The sequence below is a fragment of the Acinetobacter sp. CAU_H_S170_2 genome, assembly GCF_058890445.1.
Genome location: NZ_JBZYAE010000001.1, coordinates 1,675,674 through 1,694,889, shown reverse-complemented (window position 1 = coordinate 1,694,889; position 19,216 = coordinate 1,675,674). Strand labels below are relative to the sequence as shown.

Here is a 19,216-nt window from a genome sequence, read left to right as displayed (position 1 = left end):
ACGAGGACAAAATACGGATTTTAAGTGCGCCATTTTATACCTAATTTGCTAACTGACTGAAAAATATTTAGATATAAAAATTAAGTTGTTGTAATTCCAGTTTTTATTATTCATTTTAATTCATAAAAATGACATATTTAATGGATTTTTATCATAAATGCCTGCTTGATATTTCTCACTATATTGAAAAAGTGCAAGCAGACATTCGGTCTCTTATGAAGTTTTAAGCAGCTGAGGTGAAAGGGTCTGAATGGCTTGATAGTGAGTTAAAAAGACATTCCCACTCAAATGTTTCAATAGTTTTGAGCTTTGCAGTCGATCCATCACAGGGCCTTTAACTTCGGACAAATGCAGCTGAATGTTTTGCTTGGCCAATTCTAGATTAATATCTTCCAGCATTTCTAAAGCACTCAAGTCGATACTACTCACACTGGAGCAATTAATCACCACATGGGCTAACTTAGGTTGTTGGCTCACGGCATTGATCAGCTCGCCTTTCAATATATTGGCATTTAAGAAGGTTAGGCTTTCATCTATACGCATTGACAGTACTTGTGCCGTGGTTTGAACTTGATGGCGTTCAACATTGCGAAAATGTTGCGTTCCCTCGACCAAGCCAATCACAGCAATATGTGGCCGACTAATCCGCCAAAGCAACAAAATAAAGGTTGAGATCATGCCAATGATCAGGCCGGTTGAAATATCGATACTGACAACACCAAAAAAGGTAATCCACATCGCGATACCATCTGCTTTGGAATACTTCCATGCTTCGATGAAGGGTTTAAAGTCCACAAGTTTCCATATCGAGACGATAATCGTTGCAGCCAAAATAGCTAAAGGAAGGTCCTGAAAGAAACCTGTAAAGTATAAGCTCACTACAATAATCAACAGCGAAGAGAGCACACCAGCCATAGGGGTCTGAGCGCCTGCATCTGCATTAACGACAGTACGAGAAAGGCTGCCTGTTACAGGAAAGGCCGAACTGAAACCTGCACTGATATTGGCTAACCCCAAAGCGATAAGTTCTTGGTTGCTGTTGAGTTGGCTTCGGTTTTGTAAAGCAGTGGCTTGAGCAATGGAAAGTGATTCAACAAAACTGATCATCGCGATCATAGTTGCACCTGGCAAAAGTTGCAGAACTAAAGTCCAGTTCCAATACGGCATATCGAGTGGAGGCATACCAGATGGAATGATTCCGACCGTTTTGATTCCAAGCGTTTGCAGTTGGAAAAAATAGACCAAGGCAATCGAGGCAACCACTAAAAATAAAGGAATAGTACGCGAAAGTAATACGGTCGATCCGAACAAACCTTTTAAGGCATTAGTATTCAGCAACTTTGGTGCATAAATTAAAAATGCGATTGCACACAGTCCAAACAACAGCGTACCTATGTGAGTTAAACTGATGTATTGCCAAACACTTACCACAAACTCGGGGATATTATTGGCTTTTAAAGGTAGATCGACAATAAACTTCAACTGACCCAACGCAATCAGCAAAGCAGACGCAATAATGAAACTTTGGATGACGGGGTGGCTAATCAGTTGGATGAGGAAACCAAAGCGAAATAAACCCAACAGCAGGGAAATGACACCGACCATCAGGGCTAATAAACATGCCGCTTGTATATAAACTGGTGAACCAACTTCAAACATCGAGTTCAAAGTCGCAAAGGTCATCATCGAAATGATGGCAACAGGGCCAATAGAAAGTGTGGGACTGCCACCAATGATGGCATAAATAATCATTGGGATAATGCTGGCATATAACCCAGTGATTGGCGGTAAGCCTGCCAACATGGCATAGGCCATGCCTTGAGGAACCAACATGGCAATAACGATAAAAGATGCAAGTAAATCTGACTTAAACGTAGGCGTGTCATAGTGTTTGAGCCATTGCCATGCGGGGAGATAATGGATTAGACGACGATTCCAATCAGACATAAAACAATCTAAATCATAAATATAGATATATTATGCATAAAAAATGCTAAGAAGTCTTAGCATTCGTTTTCATAGCACAGAAAATATAGAGTGATTTGGTTTAGAGACGTGGTTTTGGGCAGTACAAGCTATACAAAGTATTTAAAACTTCAATCATGCGTTCATCTTTAATGGAGTAATAAATTTGCTTACCATCACGGCGCGTATTTACCACATCACTTTTACGTAACATCATTAATTGTTGAGAAAGAGTCGGCTGTTTGATGTCGGTAATTTCTTCAATTTGAGAAACATTCAGTTCTTGTTGCGACAAATGACACAAAATTAATAAACGATCAGTATTGGCTAGAGATTTTAAAATACTCACAACAACTTCAGCAGAGTCGCGCATAGACGTTATTTCAAGTCCTGTGTTCATTTAAAACCTACTCATAAAACAAAACAACTGTGTGCTTAGTATAAAACCAAGCCGTTCATAATGCTGTCTTTTCAAGTCCAATATGCATGGCTTTTAGTGAAATAAAATATTAGCTAAAGTTATATATACTTAATATTTACATCAAAATTAGTTATTCGAAATATTACTTAAGTTCTCGATATTTATATAATTTAAGCCGATTTTTTAAATTAAAAACTCATTCTTTATGATTATTTATAATAAGCTTTGAATATTTTATCATATAGAGCATTAAAATCATAATTACAGAGCTTTTTAAAAAATTCATTATAAATTTAAAAAATACAAACATTTATTAAAAGGCATAATTATTGCTAGATAATATTTTTGACCAAAAAGTAAACTTTGAGATGAATGTACAAATTTTTCCATCCCATATAGATGATGCTGATTATGTGGTCTTATCATCGGGTTTAGGTGGACATGCGCAGTTTTGGCAGCCACAAATTCAAGACCTACAAACCAAATTTCATGTCCTAACTTACGATCAAGAAGGTTGCCATGAAAACAGTACATTATTAAAACCAGATTATTGTATACGCGATTTGGGCCAGCAGCTTTTGCTGATTTTAAAGCAACAACATATTCAACGGTTTCATTTTATCGGCCATGCACTGGGTGGTTTTATTGGTGCGGAGTTGGCATCCTTATGCCAATCGACCGAGTATCAGATGTTGTCAATCACGATTTTAAATGGGTGGGACACGTTAGATGCGCATACCTATAAATGCTTTGAAACCCGAATTAATCTTTTAACATGTGCAGGCACAGAGGCTTATGTCAAAGCACAGGCCTTGTTTTTATATCCACCAGCTTGGATTTCAGCAAATATAGAAAGTATTCAAAAACAAGAACAGTTTCAAATTCAAAACTTTCCACCGCATGAAAATGTATTGCGACGGCTAAGTGCTTTAATGGACTTTGAACTGAGCGAGGAGGTACGAGCCGCTTTGCAGAATATACCGATGCATTTGATTGCAAACCAAGATGATTTCCTTGTGCCTTACCAACGCTCACAAAACCTAAAACGGTTGTTTCCGCATGCACAGTTGACTCTTTTAAAGCAGGGCGCTCATGCAGCGACTGTAACCGAAACAGTCGTGATGAATAAGGAAATGTTGGCTTTTTTAACAGTGCTGGAAAGTTTAGTTTAGATTATCGATTGTTTAATTTGGCTTTATAAATTGAAGGTGTATAGGTTTTGAAATCTATACACCTTTTTTATTTAGGCTAAAAATATAAAAACTCTAGTTTGGATCACTTACCGCACAATCATTGATCACTCCTCACAGAGATAGTGCATAAAATAAAAACTAATTTTACTTTTTGGTAAAAAATAAAATTAATTAAAAATATTTAATATATTGAAAAATAATAATAAATAATAGTTGGCATAGCTTATGCAAATATATTTTTATCAAACTAAAGGTTAAAAGTCTTGCTGTATTTAGCCTTTGATGTTCTGCGAATAATGAAATAAGTGTAGAGGATAAACGAGATGAAAATAGGTGTATTTTGCCCGATTGGAAATAATGGCTGGCTGCTTTCGGAAACCGCGCCACAGTACATGCCTTCATTTGAACTAAACAAAAAAATTGTTCAACGTGCTGAGCATTATGGTTTTGACTTTGCTTTGTCGATGATCAAACTGCGTGGCTTTGGCGGGAAAACAGAGTTTTGGGATCATAACCTAGAAACATTTACCTTGATGGCTGGGCTCGCTGCGGTGACAAGTAAAATCCAAATCTATGCAACAGCTGCGACGTTGGTGATGCCGCCTGCAATTGTGGCACGAATGGCGTCAACCATTGATTCCATTTCAAATGGTCGTTTTGGTTTAAATGTCGTGACAGGCTGGCAAGCACCCGAATATACGCAAATGGGGATGTGGCCAGGAGATGAATACTTTGTACAGCGCTATGAATATCTTTCTGAATATGTAGAAATTTTGCGTGAACTCTGGGCGACAGGTCGTTCAGATTTTAAAGGTGAGCATTTTACTATGCAGGACTGCCGTGTGAGTCCACGTCCGCAAGCAGACATGAAAATTATTTGTGCGGGTCAGTCTGATACAGGGCTTGAGTTTTCTGCTAAATATGCCGATTACAACTTTGTTTTCGGTAAAGGGCTGAATACACCGACAGCCTATGCAGAAATCAATGAGCGTTTAAAACAGCAAACCGATAAAACAGGTCGTGATGTACAAACCTATGTGTTGTTTATGGTGATTGCTGCAGAAACTGATGAAGAGGCGCATGCGAAATGGCAAACATATAATGCTGGTGCGGATATGGAGGCGATTAATTGGCTGATGAACCAAGGTGGTAAAGATACCAAATCTGGAACAGATACCAATATTCGCCAAATGGCATCCTCGGTTTCGCCTGTGAATATCAATATGGGAACGTTAGTCGGTTCGTTTGAACATGTTGCTCACATGTTGGATGAAATTGGTGAAATTCAGGGGACTGAAGGTATTTTGCTTACCTTTGATGATTTTGTTCAAGGGGTCGAAGACTTTGGTCAGCGTATACAACCTTTGATGAAATGCCGTGAACATATCGTGGTTGAAGCGGATGCACCACGCGTTGTTTTGGAGAAAAGCGCATGAATGAATCTATAGTCTGTGCAGAATTTACAAAACAAAGTCTGCAAGCAAAAACATTAAAAGCAGAACCTGAACATATTGCTTTAGCACCTGAACACACGGCATTGATTGTGATTGATATGCAAAATGCCTATACCTCAGTAGGTGGCTATTTGGACTTGGCCGGGTTTGATGTATCTAAAACCAAACCTGTGGTTGAAAACATTCAAAAAACCATTACTGCTGCACATGCAGCTGGCATTCAGGTGATTTACTTTAAAAATGGTTGGGATGATCAGTATCGTGAAGCAGGAGGGAGTGATTCACCAAACTTCCATAAGTCGAATGCTTTAAAAACCATGCGCAAAAATCCAGAGCTGCAGGGAAAACTACTGGCAAAAGGTGGTTGGGATTTTGAGTTGATTGATGCACTCAAGCCTGAACCACAAGATTTAGTCATAGAAAAGCCTCGCTATAGTGGATTCTTTAATACTGCGTTGGACAGTATGTTGCGGGTGCGAGGAATCCGAAATTTAGTTTTTGTCGGTATTGCGACCAATGTCTGTGTCGAGTCGACTTTAAGGGATGGTTTTTTCTTGGAGTATTTTGGGGTCGCTCTTAAGGATGCGTGCTATCAAGCTGGGCCTATCGAGGCGCAAGAAGCAAGTCTCTATAACATCAAAACCTTTTTTGGTTGGGTGTCTGATACACAAAGTTTTGTGAACACCTTTGAAACCCCAAGCAGTCAAACACTGGCAAAAACAGCATAAGTCATACATACGAAAGATAGAGGAAACCTCATGCCTAAAGAAATTATTGTGCCTGAAGGCACAGCGAAACCACTTGCACCATTTGTACCTGCAACTAAGGCTGACAATATCGTTTATGTATCAGGCACCTTGGCCTTTGATGAACATAACAACGTCGTTCATGTTGGTGATGCCGCAGCACAGACTCGACATATTTTAGAAACCATTAAACGAGTCCTTGCAACTGCAGGAGGCACAATGGATGACGTCACTTTTAATCATATTTTTGTGAAAGATTGGGCCGATTATGGCGCGATTAATGCTGTATATGCCGAGTATTTTCCAAACGATAAACCTGCACGCTATTGCGTACAGACTGGACTGGTCAAGCCAGAGGCTTTGGTTGAAATCGCTTCGGTTGCACATGTGGCTTAAGTGGAATAATCAAATTTTAATGCCCTGATATACGATTTTTTAGGGCATGGAGAATACGATGAATGCAAAACTGATGAATCAAGATCAAGTTGAAACCATGCTGAATCATAAAGCACCAGAGGCAATGTTGGATCAACACACATTTCGTCAAGGTATGGCGAATCTGGGGGCTGCGGTCAATGTGATTACAACAGATGGGGGGGCAGGTCAGGCAGGCTTTACGGCATCGGCAGTATGTAGTGTGACCGATACACCGCCAACGTTGTTAGTGTGTTTAAACCGCTCAGCATCTGTGTTTGATACTTTTAAAACCAATCAAGTGTTATGTGTAAACACGTTGTCGAGTCAGCAACAACACTTATCTAATCTGTTTGGGGGGAAAACGCCAATGCCCGAACGTTTTGCTCAAGGCACATGGTCCACACTGTTGACCAATGCACCTGTATTGGAGGATGCCTTGGTGAGCTTTGATTGTGAAGTGGTACAGACTATGTCTGTAGGTAGCCATGACGTGCTGTTTTGCCAAGTCAAAGCCATGAAGCAAAGTTATGGACTAAATGCGCTGATGTATTTTAACCGTGGTTACTGTGAGCCATTACCAATGTGCTAATTCAAAAATTCCTACTTTTACAAGGAGGGGAAACCCATGCAAACAAAAGAATCGTGGTTCCCAAAATTTAAGCCTTATCAAGGCGATTTAGATACAATGCCTGTGCAAACAGATGAATATTTACCCGCAGGAAAAAGCATTATTTTGGGGTTGCAACATGCTTTTGCCATGTTCGGTGCAACCGTACTTGCCCCATTGCTGATGGGCTTTGATCCGAATCTAACGATCTTCATTACAGGCATTGGTACGATACTCTTCTTCCTCATGACCGGTGGACGTATGCCAAGCTATTTGGGGTCCAGCTTTGCCTTCATTGGAGCAGTGGTTGCAGTTACGGGTTATACAGGTGTTGGAGCAAACCCAAATCTTTCTTTAGCACTGGGTGGAACCATTGCGTGTGGAGTGCTGTACGCGTTAATCGGTTTAGTTGTGATACGCACTGGTACGGCATGGATTGAAAAGTTGATGCCACCTATTGTGACAGGTGCCATCGTAATGATTATTGGCCTACACCTCGCACCAGTTGCGATCAAAAGTGTGTCAGCCAATCAGTTTGACTCTTGGATGGCGTTAATCACGATTATTTGTATTAGTGTCATTGCTGTATTTACCAAAGGTATGGTGCGCCGTTTACTGCTACTTTTAGGTTTAGTTGCATCTTATTTTATTTACTTCTTACTCGCCAATGTCATGGGTTTTGGCACTGCAATTGACTTTGCAAAAGTCGGTCAAGCAGCATGGTTTGGTTTGCCAACTTTCCACAGCCCAACCTTTGATATAAACGCCATGATGTTGATTGCACCCGTTGCGATTATTTTGGTGGCTGAAAACTTAGGACATTTCAAAGCTGTGTCGGCGATGACGGGGAAAAATTTGTCTCCTTATATGGGACGCGGTTTCTTTGCAGATGGGGTATGTACCACACTGTCTGCCTCAGTTGGGGGCACAGGGATGACCACCTATGCTGAAAACATTGGGGTGATGGCAGTCACTAAAGTTTATTCAACCACAATCTTTGTTTTTGCAGGTGTATTTGCGATCTTACTGGGGCTTTCTCCTAAGTTTGGCGCAGTGATTAGTACAATTCCCGTTGCACTCTTGGGTGGTGCATCCATTGTGGTTTTTGGTTTGATTACCGTTGCTGGCGCAAAAATTTGGGTCGATAACAAAATTGATTTCACCAAGAACAGTACTTTAATGATTGGGGCCGTGTGTTTGATTATGGGAACAGGCAATTACAGCTTACAAATAGGGAGTTTTGACCTAGGTGGTATTGGCACCGCAACACTAGCAGCCATTCTGCTTAATCTTTTCTTGAACCGAGGCAGTGAAAAAGAGCCAGTCGTAGAAAAATCAGCAGATCAAATCAATAGCACTATTGCACACAGTTAGGAGTACATTTTGAGTCTGAATATTGCATTTATAGGACTTGGGGCAATGGGCTGGCATATGGCCTCCCATTTGCCAAAACTGGGTCATCCTGTTTGGGTGTGGAATCGCACAGCGGAAAAAGCTGCTTCACATGCGCAAACTTTTGGTACTTTGCAGGTTGAACTCCAACAAGCGATGCAAGCCGATGTGATATTTTCATGCTTACCGACCAGTGCAGATGTTGAAGCTTTAATGGCGTTATATCCACCCAAATCTGGCAGTTTATGGGTGGATTGTACCAGTGGCGTGCCTGAGTCTGCGCAGCGAATTTCCACTGATTTGGCAGCACGTGGAGTAATTTACTTAGATGCACCTGTTTCGGGTCAAACCATTGGTGCTGAACGCGGTACTTTGACGGTTATGTTGGGTGGTAATATCGCTGGATTTGAAAGGGCAAAACCTATTATTCAGGCATTTGCAGGGCTGATTGAATACGTTGGGGAAAGTGGTGCAGGCTTTGCGGTTAAGGCGGTGAACAATACGCTCATGGCAACGCATTTATGGGCACTGTCTGAAGGTTTGTCTATTTTGAAGAATCGAGGCGTTGACTTGGCTGGAGCATTGAGTTGTATTAATCACTCCAGTGGTAAAAGTATCATGTCTGAAACGGTGATGGCGCAAAAAGTTTTGAGCCGAACTTTTCAAAAAACTTTTGCTTTAAACCTGTTGCAAAAAGACATTGGTATTGCGATGGATCTGGCCGAAGAAGGACAGATGAAAACACCTGTTTTTCAAGTGACACAAGAACTGTTCTTAAAAACAGATCGAGAACAGGCTGCACAAGTAGATTTTAGCGCGGCCGTTACACAGTTAGAAAAGTGGAATAGTGTAAGGCTCGTTTAAGCTGGTCGCGCGGGAGAAAAGCATGGGAAAACTCATGCTTTTTCTGTTTAAGTGATTTATTTATCAAATAAAAACATAAGCCCAACCAAATGTCAGTTTGCATTTAAAAATCAGGGTATGATAATGAGTGGATCATTAAAAACAACATAGGAAACATTGGTATGAGTACTGACTCAGCTTTTCCAACGCCTAATAATTTAGGGATAGCGGTTTATAGTAATAATGCAGAAGCGATTGGTAACACACCATTGGTTCGTATTAACCGAATTATACAAAGTCCAGCCACCGTTTTAGCCAAAGTTGAAAGCCGTAATCCTGCATTTTCAGTAAAATGTCGTATTGGGGCTGCGCTGATTGCGGATGCGGAAGCACGCGGTGTGCTGAAAGCAGGAATGCACATTGTCGAACCAACCAGTGGCAATACAGGCATTGCTTTGGCATTTGTTGCTGCTGCAAAAGGTTATGCGTTAACCCTGACTATGCCATCAAGCATGAGTATCGAACGTCGTAAAGTGATGAAAGCTTTGGGCGCAAATTTGGTTCTCACCGATCCTGCAAAAGGGATGCGCGGTGCGGTAGAAGAAGCACAGCGTTTGTTGGATGAAAATCCTGAAACTTATTTTTTGCCACAACAGTTTGAAAACCCAGCAAACCCAGCTATTCATGAAGCAACCACTGGCCCAGAAATTTGGGATGCAACAGGTGGTAAAGTTGATATTTTAGTTGCTGGTGTCGGGACGGGCGGTACGATTTCAGGGATTTCAAGCTATTTTGAAAAAGTAAAAAAACAAGCCTTGTATTCAGTTGCGGTAGAACCTGCTGAATCGCCGATTATTGATCAAACCAAACGTGGTGAAACTTTGACGCCTGGACCACATAAGATTCAGGGCATTGGCGCTAACTTTATTCCTAAAAACTTAGACCTCGACTTGGTTGATGAAGTGATGCCCATTGATGCTGCTACAGCAATTGATTGGGCGCGTAAAACAGCAAGTCAAGAAGGTATTTTGGTGGGTATTTCAAGTGGTGCAGCGATGGCAGCAGCAGCTGAACTTGCTGCACGCCCTGAAAATGCAGGTAAAACCATTGTAGTAATCTTACCTGACGGTGGTGAACGTTATTTATCTTCAGTTTTGTTTGAAGATATTTCCGCAGACTAATTAAATATATGAAAAAAAAGCTAAACATAAAATGTTTAGCTTTTTTATACCGTTTAGAAGCTTAAAGGGCTGCGTGTGAAATTTTATCAGGTGTCATGAGGGCTTGGTTGACATACAGTTTAATCAGACGCTCACGAGAACCGATTGATTTTTGATAATGCGTTGAATTGAGTAACAATGACGCACCGTAGGTCACTGTCCATACATAAGATAAATAGTCACGAATGGACATTGCGCTGTCTAAAGACTTTAAATAGTCAGAGGTCATGTCTTTAATTTCGATAATACGTTGTTCACGTATTTGGTAGAGCTTCTCAAAAAGTTCTTTGAGTTTACGTTCATTATTGGTTAAACGTTCTTCAATAACGTGCAGTAAAATCGTACGGTTCGAGTTCAACATATTATAAAGCATGTATTCGGAAACATACGTTTTAATATCATTGTTATGCTTTTGAGAAATTTCTAGCAGGCGAGTTTCATTCAAGATAATCAGCTCTAAATAAAGTTGATTTTTACTTTTGAAATGCTTGTAGATCGTACCCTTCGCAATATCGAGTTCCGTTGCTAATTCGCTTAAGGTGATGTCTTGATTATTGTCTAATAATAAAGTCTCAGCCATGGCTAAAATTTTCTCTTTGCGTAATAGAAAATTTTGTTGGCGTACTGAAGTCATTGGCTTATTCCAGTGTATTCCATGAGAACTATAGAGAGGCTATTGAACTTGGTTGAAAATGAAAATGCAACTAAGGTCTTGGATATTACTACAATCGTTTTAAAAATATCCACTTGTTCAACAATAGAAATAAATTCAGGAACATTTTCGCATTTCGTTGTCAATAAATTTGATCTCTAGAGATCAAATTTGGGCCATTGCATTCCTTTTTCGTGATTTTTACACTATTGTCAGTATAGCCACTGTGTTCTTAGAGACGAGAACCTTTAGTGCTCAAGCCTCGAATGCAGTGCGGGTTGATAAATGGATCATCTGTCGTATGGAAAGATGTCTTATTCACGTGTGTTTATTTTAATGTCTTTATAGATGACTCGCTTTGAGACGGTAGCACTATGAAAAACATTAAAATAAGATCTGAAACGATTAACCCCTTTGCAATATGAAAAAATAGATAGGGAATGTCTTTAAGCCTTTTAATTGGGCTTAAAGTAAGTAAACAGCGAAAAAGGATGAAATAGAAAATGATTGTTATTGTAGACGGTGTACGTACAGCAATGGGTGGTTTTCAAGGTTCACTGGCGAGCTGTACCGCACCTGAACTTGGTGCGGTGACAATTAAAGAAGTGTTAAACCGTTCTGGCTTACAGCCGACCGATGTGGATGAAGTGATCTTTGGTTGTGTACTTCCAGCAGGTTTAAGACAAGGCCCTGCACGTCAAGCAATGCGTATCGCAGGTCTACCTGACTCAACGGGTGCAACAACCATCAATAAAATTTGTGGTTCTGGGATGAAAGCCGTCATGCAAGCGGCTGATGCGATTAAAGCAGGTTCAGCTGAAATTGTGGTGGCCGGTGGTATGGAGTCAATGTCAAATGCGCCGTACTTACTTGAAAAAGCACGCGCGGGTTACCGTATGGGACATGGTAAAACCACCGATCACATGTTCCAAGAAGGTTTAGAAGATGCTGAAACAGGTTTGTCGATGGGTGTACTTGCTCAAGAAATGGCAGATAAAAAAGGCTATACCCGTGAGCAGCAAGATCAGTATGCCATTGGTTCTTTAAATAAAGCGGTTGCTGCGATTCAAGGTGGTTTCTTTAAAGATGAAATCGTGCCTGTGACGGTAAGTAGCCGTAAAGGCGATGTTGTGGTTGATCAGGATGAACAGCCGCTCAATGCCAAAGTGGATAAAATTCCAACTTTACGTCCGGCATTTAAAAAAGACGGCACGATTACCGCGGCAAATTCGAGTTCTATTTCGGATGGTGCTTCGGCATTGGTTGTAACTTCATCCGAAGTTGCTGACGCACGTGGTCTTAAGCCATTGGCAAAAGTTGTGGCTTATGCAAGTAATTCCCAGCATCCATCTGAGTTCACCATTGCCCCTGTAGGTGCCATTGAGAAAGTTTTAGCCAAAGCAGGCTGGTCTGCGGGTGATGTAGATCTGTGGGAAGTCAATGAAGCATTTGCGATGGTCACAATGCTTGCCATTGATAGTTTTCATTTAGACCCTGCTAAAGTCAATGTGAATGGTGGCGCTTGTGCACTTGGTCATCCATTGGGTTCATCTGGTTCACGTATTATCGTGACTTTACTGCATGCTTTGAAACGTACTGGTGGGAAAAAGGGTGTAGCTGCTTTATGTATCGGTGGTGGTGAGGCGACTGCTATTGCTGTCGAGCTGCTAGACTAAAGCTGTAATATCCTTAGCTATGCCTGTGAAGAAAATGATTTAAATAGCTATAATTCGGCATGGTTGATTTCATCAAAGGTTCGATTGATTCGGGCCTTTTTTATTTTGTAAAATACATGCAGATCATGCGTCATAACTTTTCAGGGAAAGCATCGATTGTTCAGTACAGCTAAAGGTATAATTAATGTGCTTTTATTGCTGAAATGTCTGATATTAGACCTAGATGCCTGTAAAAGTAAGTTTTGAGCATTGGATCATCGCTATAATGGGTAGATGATGGATCGTCTACCATCACATACATATAAGGAACATTTTTTTCGTGTTTGAACTGGACTGTAAATTACTCAGTATCTTTTTTTACGTTTATAAGTTTAAAAGTGTGTCACTGGCGGCTGATCATTTAGAAATGAGTCAACCGACGGTGAGTAACATTCTGAATAAAATTCGCCAACATTATAATGATCCGCTATTTTTACGGATTGGCAATGAAATGGTGCCGACTGAGCTGTCGAAACAATTATTTCCATTGGTCAGTGAGGCTTTAAACAAGGTTGAAATCATCAATAACTTTACGATTGATTTTGACCAAGCCACTTCGCAGCAACAGTTTAGTTTGGCCATGACCGATGTTTCGCATTTGGTGTTGTTGCCGAAAATTTCGCAATACTTAAAGAAACATGCGCCGCATATTCGTTTGAATATCCGTCCGATCACCTCTGAAACCAGTTATCAAATGGCAAATGGTGAGATTGATTTGGCGCTGGGTTTTTTACCACAATTGGAAAATGGCTTTTATCAACAGCAACTGTTTGAGCAGTATTATGTGGTGATTGCCGCCAAAGATCATCCGCGTTTGACAGGTGACTGTATCAGCACAGCGCAGTACTTGGCTGAGTCACATATCGATATTGATGCAGGCATGGGACATTACCATATTGAAAACGAACTGCTCAATTTAGAACTAAAACGTGACATTTTAATGCGTTTACCGAGCTATTTAGGGGTAGGCTTGGTGGTACAAGAAACCGACGCGATTGCGACAGTCCCGTATTATTTAAGTGAAGTGCTGCTTTCACGTGGCAATTTAAAAATCTTTAATGCACCAATTGCCTTCCCAAGTTATGGGGTGAAGCAGTATTGGCATATGTCTTGTCATCACAAAACCAGTCATCAGTGGCTGCGTCACATGTTCCATGAAATTTTAATGAAGTAATTCTTAAAGTTTGATGCTTTTTAGTGCGCATAGCAAAAATATGCGTGCTTGAAATCTAAAGTGTCCATTTATTGCTCATAAATAGTATTACGAAGTTTAAAAATCGTAATACTAAATTGGCACAGCCTTTGCATCATCTAATCTGAAAGAGTGATCTAGGGTTCCGATACATATCTATTTTATGTATGTCTGCGACCGAGAGTTCACGGTTCGAAAGAGCTACACGGAGGGATAAAAGCCCGGGAGGTAAACAGTTACGATTTAGGCAGAAGCGCATGAGCACAATAACTTATCACGACGATAACGCACTATGGACTGAACTTTTACCGGGTGGGCATCACTGGTCTGGACGTATTCAACGCGGCACAGTCTTACAGTTTAAAGCCTTGGGGGCACAAGCCAACGTTTCTCTTTTCTGTGTCAACAGCGAAAATAAGCTCGAACGTTTTAATATGCCAGATAGCCTAAAGGCACAACATACGGCATTTCTAAGTACAGGGCATGTGTTGTATTCGGACTTAGGTCGGGTTATGGCTTCAATTGTTCACGATGATCATGGTTGGAATGATGCCTTATGTGGTCCGAGTCGCACAGAACAGATCCAAAAACAATTCGGCACTCAAACTTTTCAAGATACGCGAAATGAGATGTTTCGAAGTGGACGCGACAGCCTGTTACTTGAAATGACCAAGTTCTCATTAGGTCAAGCCGACCTGTCAGCTACGGTCAACCTATTCTCTAAAGTTCGCCCTGATGATGCAGGCAACTTATCTTATATCGATGTCGATAATACCCATCAAACTATTGAACTGCGTTTTGAGATGGACTGTCTGGTGTTCTTATCTGCTGCGCCACATGGTTTGAGCCAAGCAGCAAAGTATCAGCCTGCCGATATTAAAATGCGCTTATTCAAAGCCTCCGCTTTAGCAACACACGATATTTGTCGTGATTCATGCCCACAAAACCAACGCGGTTTTCAAAACAACGCACGTTATTACGCATTTGATGCTGCTTAAGCCCGAGGAGAATACATATGACCAGTTTACAAGCATTTGATCAAACCGTTTTAAATGAAGTCTGTCCAGCGGGTGAGGCATGGATGTGTGAAGTCCAGAAAGGGCAGTATTTCCGCATTATTGACCTCGAAGGCAACCAAGCAGTCGATACTTTATTGATTTCTGCGAGCAATCCTGAAGAACGTTACAGCGCAACCGATACTCTAGCCATTAATCAGCAGATTTATCTAGAAAAAGGCACAGCTCTATATACCAACTATGGCAACAAAATCGCCACGATCCATGATGATAACTGTGGTCGCCATGACACCTTAGGCGGTGCTTGTTCATGTGAAAGTAACACCGTACGTTATGCACACGACACATTTCCGATGCACAGTTGCCGTAATAACTTTATGACAGCTTTAGCTTTGCACCCAATCGCGAAAAAGCATGGACTAAATGTTCGTCATATTGGGCCGAATATTAACTTCTTTATGAATGTTCCCGTGAGCAGTGATGGGCATCTCAAGTTTGACGATGGAATATCGGCGCCGGGTAAATATGTTGAAATTCAAGCAGAGATGGATCTCATCGTGCTGATTTCTAACTGCCCACAGCTGAACAACCCCTGTAATGCCTATAACCCGACCCAAATTCAACTGATTGTACGTGAAGGCAAGGAGTAAGCAGCATGTTTAAAAAAGTTCTCATCGCCAACCGTGGGGCAATTGCCTGCCGAGTAATTCGTACATTAAAGAATTTAGGCATTCAGTCTGTTGCGGTGTATTCAGAAGCAGACCGTGATTCCTTACATGTAACGTTAGCCGATGAAGCGGTATTTATTGGTGATAGTCCAGCCAGCCAAAGTTATCTAAATATTGAAAAAATTTTACAGGTCGCGAAAGAAACGGGTGCTGAAGCCATTCATCCAGGCTATGGTTTCTTGTCTGAAAATGTGAAGTTTTGTGATTTGTGTGAGTCACAGGGCATTGTGTTTCTAGGGCCGAATTCAGCGCAAATGCGGAGTTTTGGCTTAAAGCATACTGCGCGTGAACTAGCCATTCAGGCGAACGTGCCATTGTTACCGGGGAGCCAACTTTTAGCAGATGAAGCGGAAGCACTGGTAGAGGCGAATCGTATCGGTTATCCCTTGATGCTGAAAAGTACCGCAGGTGGTGGCGGTATTGGTATGCGATTGGTGTGGAATGAAGCAGAGCTTAAAGATGCTTATGCAACGGTATCTTATTTGGCACAAGCGAACTTTAAAGATGCAGGTTTGTATTTAGAAAAGTTTGTGGAAAATGCGCGTCATATTGAAGTCCAAATTTTTGGTGATGGCCAAGGTTTGGTTCTGGCTTTGGGAGAGCGGGACTGTTCAGTACAGCGCCGTAACCAGAAAGTAATCGAGGAGACTCCAGCACCACATTTAAATGCTGAACAACGTACTTATATTCAGGGTATTGCGGTTCAACTGATGCAGTCAGTAAATTACCGTTCGGCAGGTACGGTTGAATTTGTGATGGATACTGACACCCAGCAATTCTATTTCTTAGAGGTGAATACACGTCTACAAGTTGAACATGGCGTGACTGAACAAGTGTTTGGTGTAGACCTTGTGGAATGGATGGTTACTTTAGGTAGCGGTGACTGGACTGCGCCAACAGATACACTTGCACCTAAAGGCCATTCGATCCAAGTCCGTTTATATGCTGAAGATCCAATTAAGAATTTTCAACCCAGTGCTGGGTTATTGACTTATGTCGAGTTTGATCCGCAAGCGCGTAATGAAACATGGGTAGAAACAGGTTCAAACGTGTCTTCCTTTTATGATCCAATGATTGCCAAAATCATTGTGACTCACGAAAACCGTGAAAGTGCAATTCAGGCCATGAGCGATACTTTGGCAAAAACCTCAGTGGCAGGAATTGAAACCAATCTTGAGTATTTACAAAATATTATTGACTGTGAAGTGTTTAAAGCAGGGACACAGACTACACGTTTCTTAAATACTTTTGAGTGGAAAACCCAAAAAGTTGAGGTATTACAGTCTGGTATTCAAACGTCAATACAAGACGTCAATGGTCGTTTGGGGTACTGGGATGTTGGAGTGCCACCATCAGGTGCGATTGATCCACTATCGTTAAATGTTGCTAATCAACTATTGGGAAATCCATTTAATACCGCAGGGCTCGAATGTACATTACAAGGCCCAACTTTAAAATTCCATTGTGACAGCCAAATCGTGATTACGGGTGGCGACATGCTTGCGACATTGGATGGTGTCGACGTTGCCATGTGGCAGACCCTTAATGTTAAAAAAGGGCAAATTCTTAAAACAGGTAAAATCACCACAGGTTGTCGCAGTTATATTGGTATTAAAGGCGGATTCAATGTACCTGCCTATTTAGGCTCGCAAGCGACTTTTACTTTAGGTCAGTTTGGTGGTCATGCAGGACGGAATTTACTCATTGGAGATATGTTGCCCATTACGGCTTATACTTCAGTAGAAACCGTTGCACTTGGTGCAGCGCAGGTGCCGAGCTTTAGCCAGACTTGGCAAATTGCAGTGATGTATGGACCACATGGAGCGCCCGACTTTTTCACCAAACGCGATATTGAGCGCTTCTTTGAGCAAGAATTTGAAATTCACTTTAACTCAAGTCGTACAGGCATTCGTTTAGTCGGTGAAAAACCTGAATGGGCACGTACCGATGGTGGTGAGGCAGGACTACATCCTTCGAATATTCATGATAATGCTTATGCCATTGGCGCGATTGATTTCACTGGAGATATGCCAATTATTTTAGGGCCTGATGGTCCAAGCTTAGGCGGTTTTGTTTGTCCTGCGGTGGTGGTCAGCTCAGAACTATGGAAAATTGGTCAGCTCAAAGCGGGTGATAAAGTTAAATTTATCCCAATTTCTTATGATCAAGCACAAGTATTGAATCAAAAATATAGCGCAGCGTTAACCGCAGATACGACTGAAAATGTAGAATTTTCTCCAAGCTTTCATGCTGAAATGGAAACCCTCTCAGATGCAGTTTTAGCGGCCCAAAAAGGTGAGAACGTTAGACCTGATGTGATTTATCGTCCCGCAGGGAACAGTTATTTACTGGTTGAATATGGAGAGTTGGTTCTAGACCTCAATTTACGTTTCCGTATTCATGCTTTAATGCAATGGGTCAAAGATCAAAGTATAGAAGGGATTATAGACTTAACACCGGGTATTCGTTCGCTGCAAATTCATTTTGATTCATTGGTGCTAGATCAAAAACATTTATTGGACCTTTTACAGCATGCAGAAAGTGAATTGCCTGATGTGACCGCAATGGAAGTCCCGTCGCGCACAGTCTATTTGCCTTTGGCTTGGGAAGATTCGCAAACTCAGTTGGCGACTGAACGTTATATGCAAACAGTACGTCCAGATGCGCCGTGGTGTCCTGACAATGTTGAGTTTATTCGTCGTATCAATGGGCTAGACTCAAAGCAAGCAGTGAAGGATATCGTATTCAGCACCAATTATTTGGTGATGGGCTTGGGAGACGTGTACTTGGGGGCACCTGTGGCAACGCCGCTGGACCCACGTCATCGTTTAGTGACTACTAAATATAATCCTGCACGTACATGGACGCCTGAAAATGCAGTCGGTATTGGTGGCGCATATATGTGTGTCTATGGTATGGAAGGCCCGGGCGGTTATCAGTTTGTTGGGCGTACAACCCAAATGTGGAGTCGTTACCGCAAAAATCCAGACTTTGAACAAGGAAAACCATGGCTACTGCGCTTCTTTGATCAAATTAAATTTTATGAAGTGTCTGAAACAGAACTGATGCAAATGCGGGAAGACTTTAAAGCGGGGCGCTTAAAGCTTCACGTAGAAGATGGGGTTTTAAACCTAAAAGAATATAATGACTTCCTCATTGAAAATGCGGCATCCATTTCGAGTTTTAAAGCGGTACAGCAAGCGAACTTTGAAGAGGAACGCCGTCGCTGGCATGAGGCTGGTTTGGCTGAACATGTTTCTGAAAGCCTAGATGCTGTTTTAGATGACAGTGAAATTCAAATTCCTGAAGGTGGTTGTGCAGTAGAGTCGCATATGCCGGGTTCTATTTGGAAAATTGAATGTACCTCTGGAGACATTGTGGAAGAAGGGGCAACTTTGGCCGTGATTGAAGCCATGAAAATTGAAATTCCCATTATTGCACCTGAGCGGATGAAGGTTGAAGCCATTACCATTGCAAAAGGGCAAACGGTAAAAACAGGTCAGGTGCTGTTTACACTGGCACCTGTAGCCTAAACTCAAATATCAAGAAATACAAAAAAGACTGCTTAAGCGGTCTTTTTTCGATTCTGAAAGGAGAATTTATCTAGTACTGACAATAAATCGTTTTGTTAAATTAAGATTGCAACCCATAACAA

Annotated in this window: 16 protein-coding genes and 1 riboswitch; of the genes, 13 read left to right on the top strand and 3 right to left on the bottom strand. The window is 41.4% G+C overall.

All coding sequences use genetic code 11. The features are described from left to right. Positions 1 to 213: 213 nt before the first annotated feature. Positions 214 to 1,947, bottom strand: coding sequence for a SulP family inorganic anion transporter (locus AC5EUN_RS08195; protein WP_159152793.1), 1,734 nt, complete (start codon positions 1,945 to 1,947; stop codon positions 214 to 216). 100 nt (positions 1,948 to 2,047) lie between these two features. Continuing rightward, the gene (locus AC5EUN_RS08190; protein WP_004693230.1) at positions 2,048 to 2,365 is read right to left on the bottom strand and encodes an ArsR/SmtB family transcription factor; all 318 of its coding nucleotides are present in this window, start codon (positions 2,363 to 2,365) and stop codon (positions 2,048 to 2,050) included. A 389-nt stretch (positions 2,366 to 2,754) separates the two neighbouring features. Between AC5EUN_RS08190 and rutD the strand changes: the two genes are divergently transcribed. The 8 genes from rutD to cysK all read left to right on the top strand — a co-directional run bounded on the left by rutD (position 2,755) and on the right by cysK (position 10,219). After that, a complete protein-coding gene (gene rutD / locus AC5EUN_RS08185; RefSeq protein ID WP_029575017.1) occupies positions 2,755 to 3,558 on the top strand; it encodes a pyrimidine utilization protein D in 804 nt (267 codons plus the stop codon). Between the two features lie 344 nt (positions 3,559 to 3,902). Continuing rightward, positions 3,903 to 5,015 (top strand): pyrimidine utilization protein A, encoded by a 1,113-nt coding sequence (gene rutA, locus AC5EUN_RS08180; protein ID WP_010326655.1) that lies wholly within the window; start codon positions 3,903 to 3,905, stop codon positions 5,013 to 5,015. Further along, a complete protein-coding gene (rutB, locus tag AC5EUN_RS08175) occupies positions 5,012 to 5,761 on the top strand; it encodes a pyrimidine utilization protein B (protein WP_010326656.1) in 750 nt (249 codons plus the stop codon). The genes rutA and rutB overlap by 4 nt, the downstream gene beginning before the upstream one ends. A 30-nt stretch (positions 5,762 to 5,791) precedes the next feature. Next, positions 5,792 to 6,175: a pyrimidine utilization protein C gene (gene rutC / locus AC5EUN_RS08170; RefSeq protein ID WP_010326657.1), complete on the top strand. Its 384-nt coding sequence runs from the start codon at positions 5,792 to 5,794 to the stop codon at positions 6,173 to 6,175. Positions 6,176 to 6,248: 73 nt separating this feature from the next. Continuing rightward, positions 6,249 to 6,785 (top strand): NADH-dependent FMN reductase RutF, encoded by a 537-nt coding sequence (gene rutF / locus AC5EUN_RS08165; protein WP_228127605.1) that lies wholly within the window; start codon positions 6,249 to 6,251, stop codon positions 6,783 to 6,785. Between the two features lie 36 nt (positions 6,786 to 6,821). Then, a complete protein-coding gene (gene rutG, locus AC5EUN_RS08160) occupies positions 6,822 to 8,177 on the top strand; it encodes a pyrimidine utilization transport protein G (protein WP_010326659.1) in 1,356 nt (451 codons plus the stop codon). 45 nt (positions 8,178 to 8,222) lie between these two features. Continuing rightward, a complete protein-coding gene (locus AC5EUN_RS08155; protein ID WP_010326660.1) occupies positions 8,223 to 9,059 on the top strand; it encodes an NAD(P)-dependent oxidoreductase in 837 nt (278 codons plus the stop codon). Positions 9,060 to 9,220: 161 nt separating this feature from the next. Next, positions 9,221 to 10,219, top strand: coding sequence for a cysteine synthase A (gene cysK, locus AC5EUN_RS08150; RefSeq protein ID WP_010326661.1), 999 nt, complete (start codon positions 9,221 to 9,223; stop codon positions 10,217 to 10,219). 61 nt (positions 10,220 to 10,280) lie between these two features. Here the strand turns inward: cysK and AC5EUN_RS08145 are convergent, their stop codons facing one another. Further along, positions 10,281 to 10,892: a TetR/AcrR family transcriptional regulator gene (locus tag AC5EUN_RS08145; protein WP_004693224.1), complete on the bottom strand. Its 612-nt coding sequence runs from the start codon at positions 10,890 to 10,892 to the stop codon at positions 10,281 to 10,283. Positions 10,893 to 11,413: 521 nt separating this feature from the next. Here AC5EUN_RS08145 and AC5EUN_RS08140 point away from each other — a divergent pair. From AC5EUN_RS08140 to uca, 5 genes are all read left to right on the top strand, one after another. After that, a complete protein-coding gene (locus AC5EUN_RS08140; RefSeq protein WP_010326662.1) occupies positions 11,414 to 12,586 on the top strand; it encodes a thiolase family protein in 1,173 nt (390 codons plus the stop codon). A gap of 319 nt (positions 12,587 to 12,905) precedes the next feature. Continuing rightward, the gene (locus tag AC5EUN_RS08135) at positions 12,906 to 13,799 is read left to right on the top strand and encodes a LysR family transcriptional regulator (RefSeq protein ID WP_010326663.1); all 894 of its coding nucleotides are present in this window, start codon (positions 12,906 to 12,908) and stop codon (positions 13,797 to 13,799) included. 144 nt (positions 13,800 to 13,943) lie between these two features. Then, positions 13,944 to 14,047, top strand: a riboswitch (guanidine-I (ykkC/yxkD leader). Positions 14,048 to 14,074: 27 nt separating this feature from the next. Then, positions 14,075 to 14,815 carry an urea amidolyase associated protein UAAP1 gene (locus tag AC5EUN_RS08130; RefSeq protein WP_010326664.1) on the top strand — a complete coding sequence of 247 codons (741 nt, stop codon included), beginning with the start codon at positions 14,075 to 14,077 and terminating at the stop codon, positions 14,813 to 14,815. Positions 14,816 to 14,832: 17 nt separating this feature from the next. After that, positions 14,833 to 15,483, top strand: coding sequence for an urea amidolyase associated protein UAAP2 (locus tag AC5EUN_RS08125; protein WP_010326665.1), 651 nt, complete (start codon positions 14,833 to 14,835; stop codon positions 15,481 to 15,483). 5 nt (positions 15,484 to 15,488) lie between these two features. Next, positions 15,489 to 19,094 (top strand): urea carboxylase, encoded by a 3,606-nt coding sequence (gene uca / locus AC5EUN_RS08120; protein WP_010326666.1) that lies wholly within the window; start codon positions 15,489 to 15,491, stop codon positions 19,092 to 19,094. Positions 19,095 to 19,216 lie beyond the last annotated feature (122 nt).

Bases quoted from the DNA above. Each gene is read 5' to 3' on its own strand.
- AC5EUN_RS08145 (WP_004693224.1), bottom strand. From the start codon at position 10,892: ATGACTTCAGTACGCCAACAAAATTTTCTATTACGCAAAGAGAAAATT.
- AC5EUN_RS08125 (WP_010326665.1), top strand. From the start codon at position 14,833: ATGACCAGTTTACAAGCATTTGATCAAACCGTTTTAAATGAAGTCTGT.
- AC5EUN_RS08155 (WP_010326660.1), top strand. From the start codon at position 8,223: ATGGGCTGGCATATGGCCTCCCATTTGCCAAAACTGGGTCATCCTGTT.
- AC5EUN_RS08195 (WP_159152793.1), bottom strand. From the start codon at position 1,947: ATGTCTGATTGGAATCGTCGTCTAATCCATTATCTCCCCGCATGGCAA.
- rutG (WP_010326659.1), top strand. From the start codon at position 6,822: ATGCAAACAAAAGAATCGTGGTTCCCAAAATTTAAGCCTTATCAAGGC.
- AC5EUN_RS08140 (WP_010326662.1), top strand. From the start codon at position 11,414: ATGATTGTTATTGTAGACGGTGTACGTACAGCAATGGGTGGTTTTCAA.
- rutA (WP_010326655.1), top strand. From the start codon at position 3,903: ATGAAAATAGGTGTATTTTGCCCGATTGGAAATAATGGCTGGCTGCTT.
- AC5EUN_RS08130 (WP_010326664.1), top strand. From the start codon at position 14,075: ATGAGCACAATAACTTATCACGACGATAACGCACTATGGACTGAACTT.
- rutF (WP_228127605.1), top strand. From the start codon at position 6,249: ATGAATCAAGATCAAGTTGAAACCATGCTGAATCATAAAGCACCAGAG.
- cysK (WP_010326661.1), top strand. From the start codon at position 9,221: ATGAGTACTGACTCAGCTTTTCCAACGCCTAATAATTTAGGGATAGCG.
- uca (WP_010326666.1), top strand. From the start codon at position 15,489: ATGTTTAAAAAAGTTCTCATCGCCAACCGTGGGGCAATTGCCTGCCGA.
- rutC (WP_010326657.1), top strand. From the start codon at position 5,792: ATGCCTAAAGAAATTATTGTGCCTGAAGGCACAGCGAAACCACTTGCA.
- AC5EUN_RS08190 (WP_004693230.1), bottom strand. From the start codon at position 2,365: ATGAACACAGGACTTGAAATAACGTCTATGCGCGACTCTGCTGAAGTT.
- rutD (WP_029575017.1), top strand. From the start codon at position 2,755: ATGAATGTACAAATTTTTCCATCCCATATAGATGATGCTGATTATGTG.
- rutB (WP_010326656.1), top strand. From the start codon at position 5,012: ATGAATGAATCTATAGTCTGTGCAGAATTTACAAAACAAAGTCTGCAA.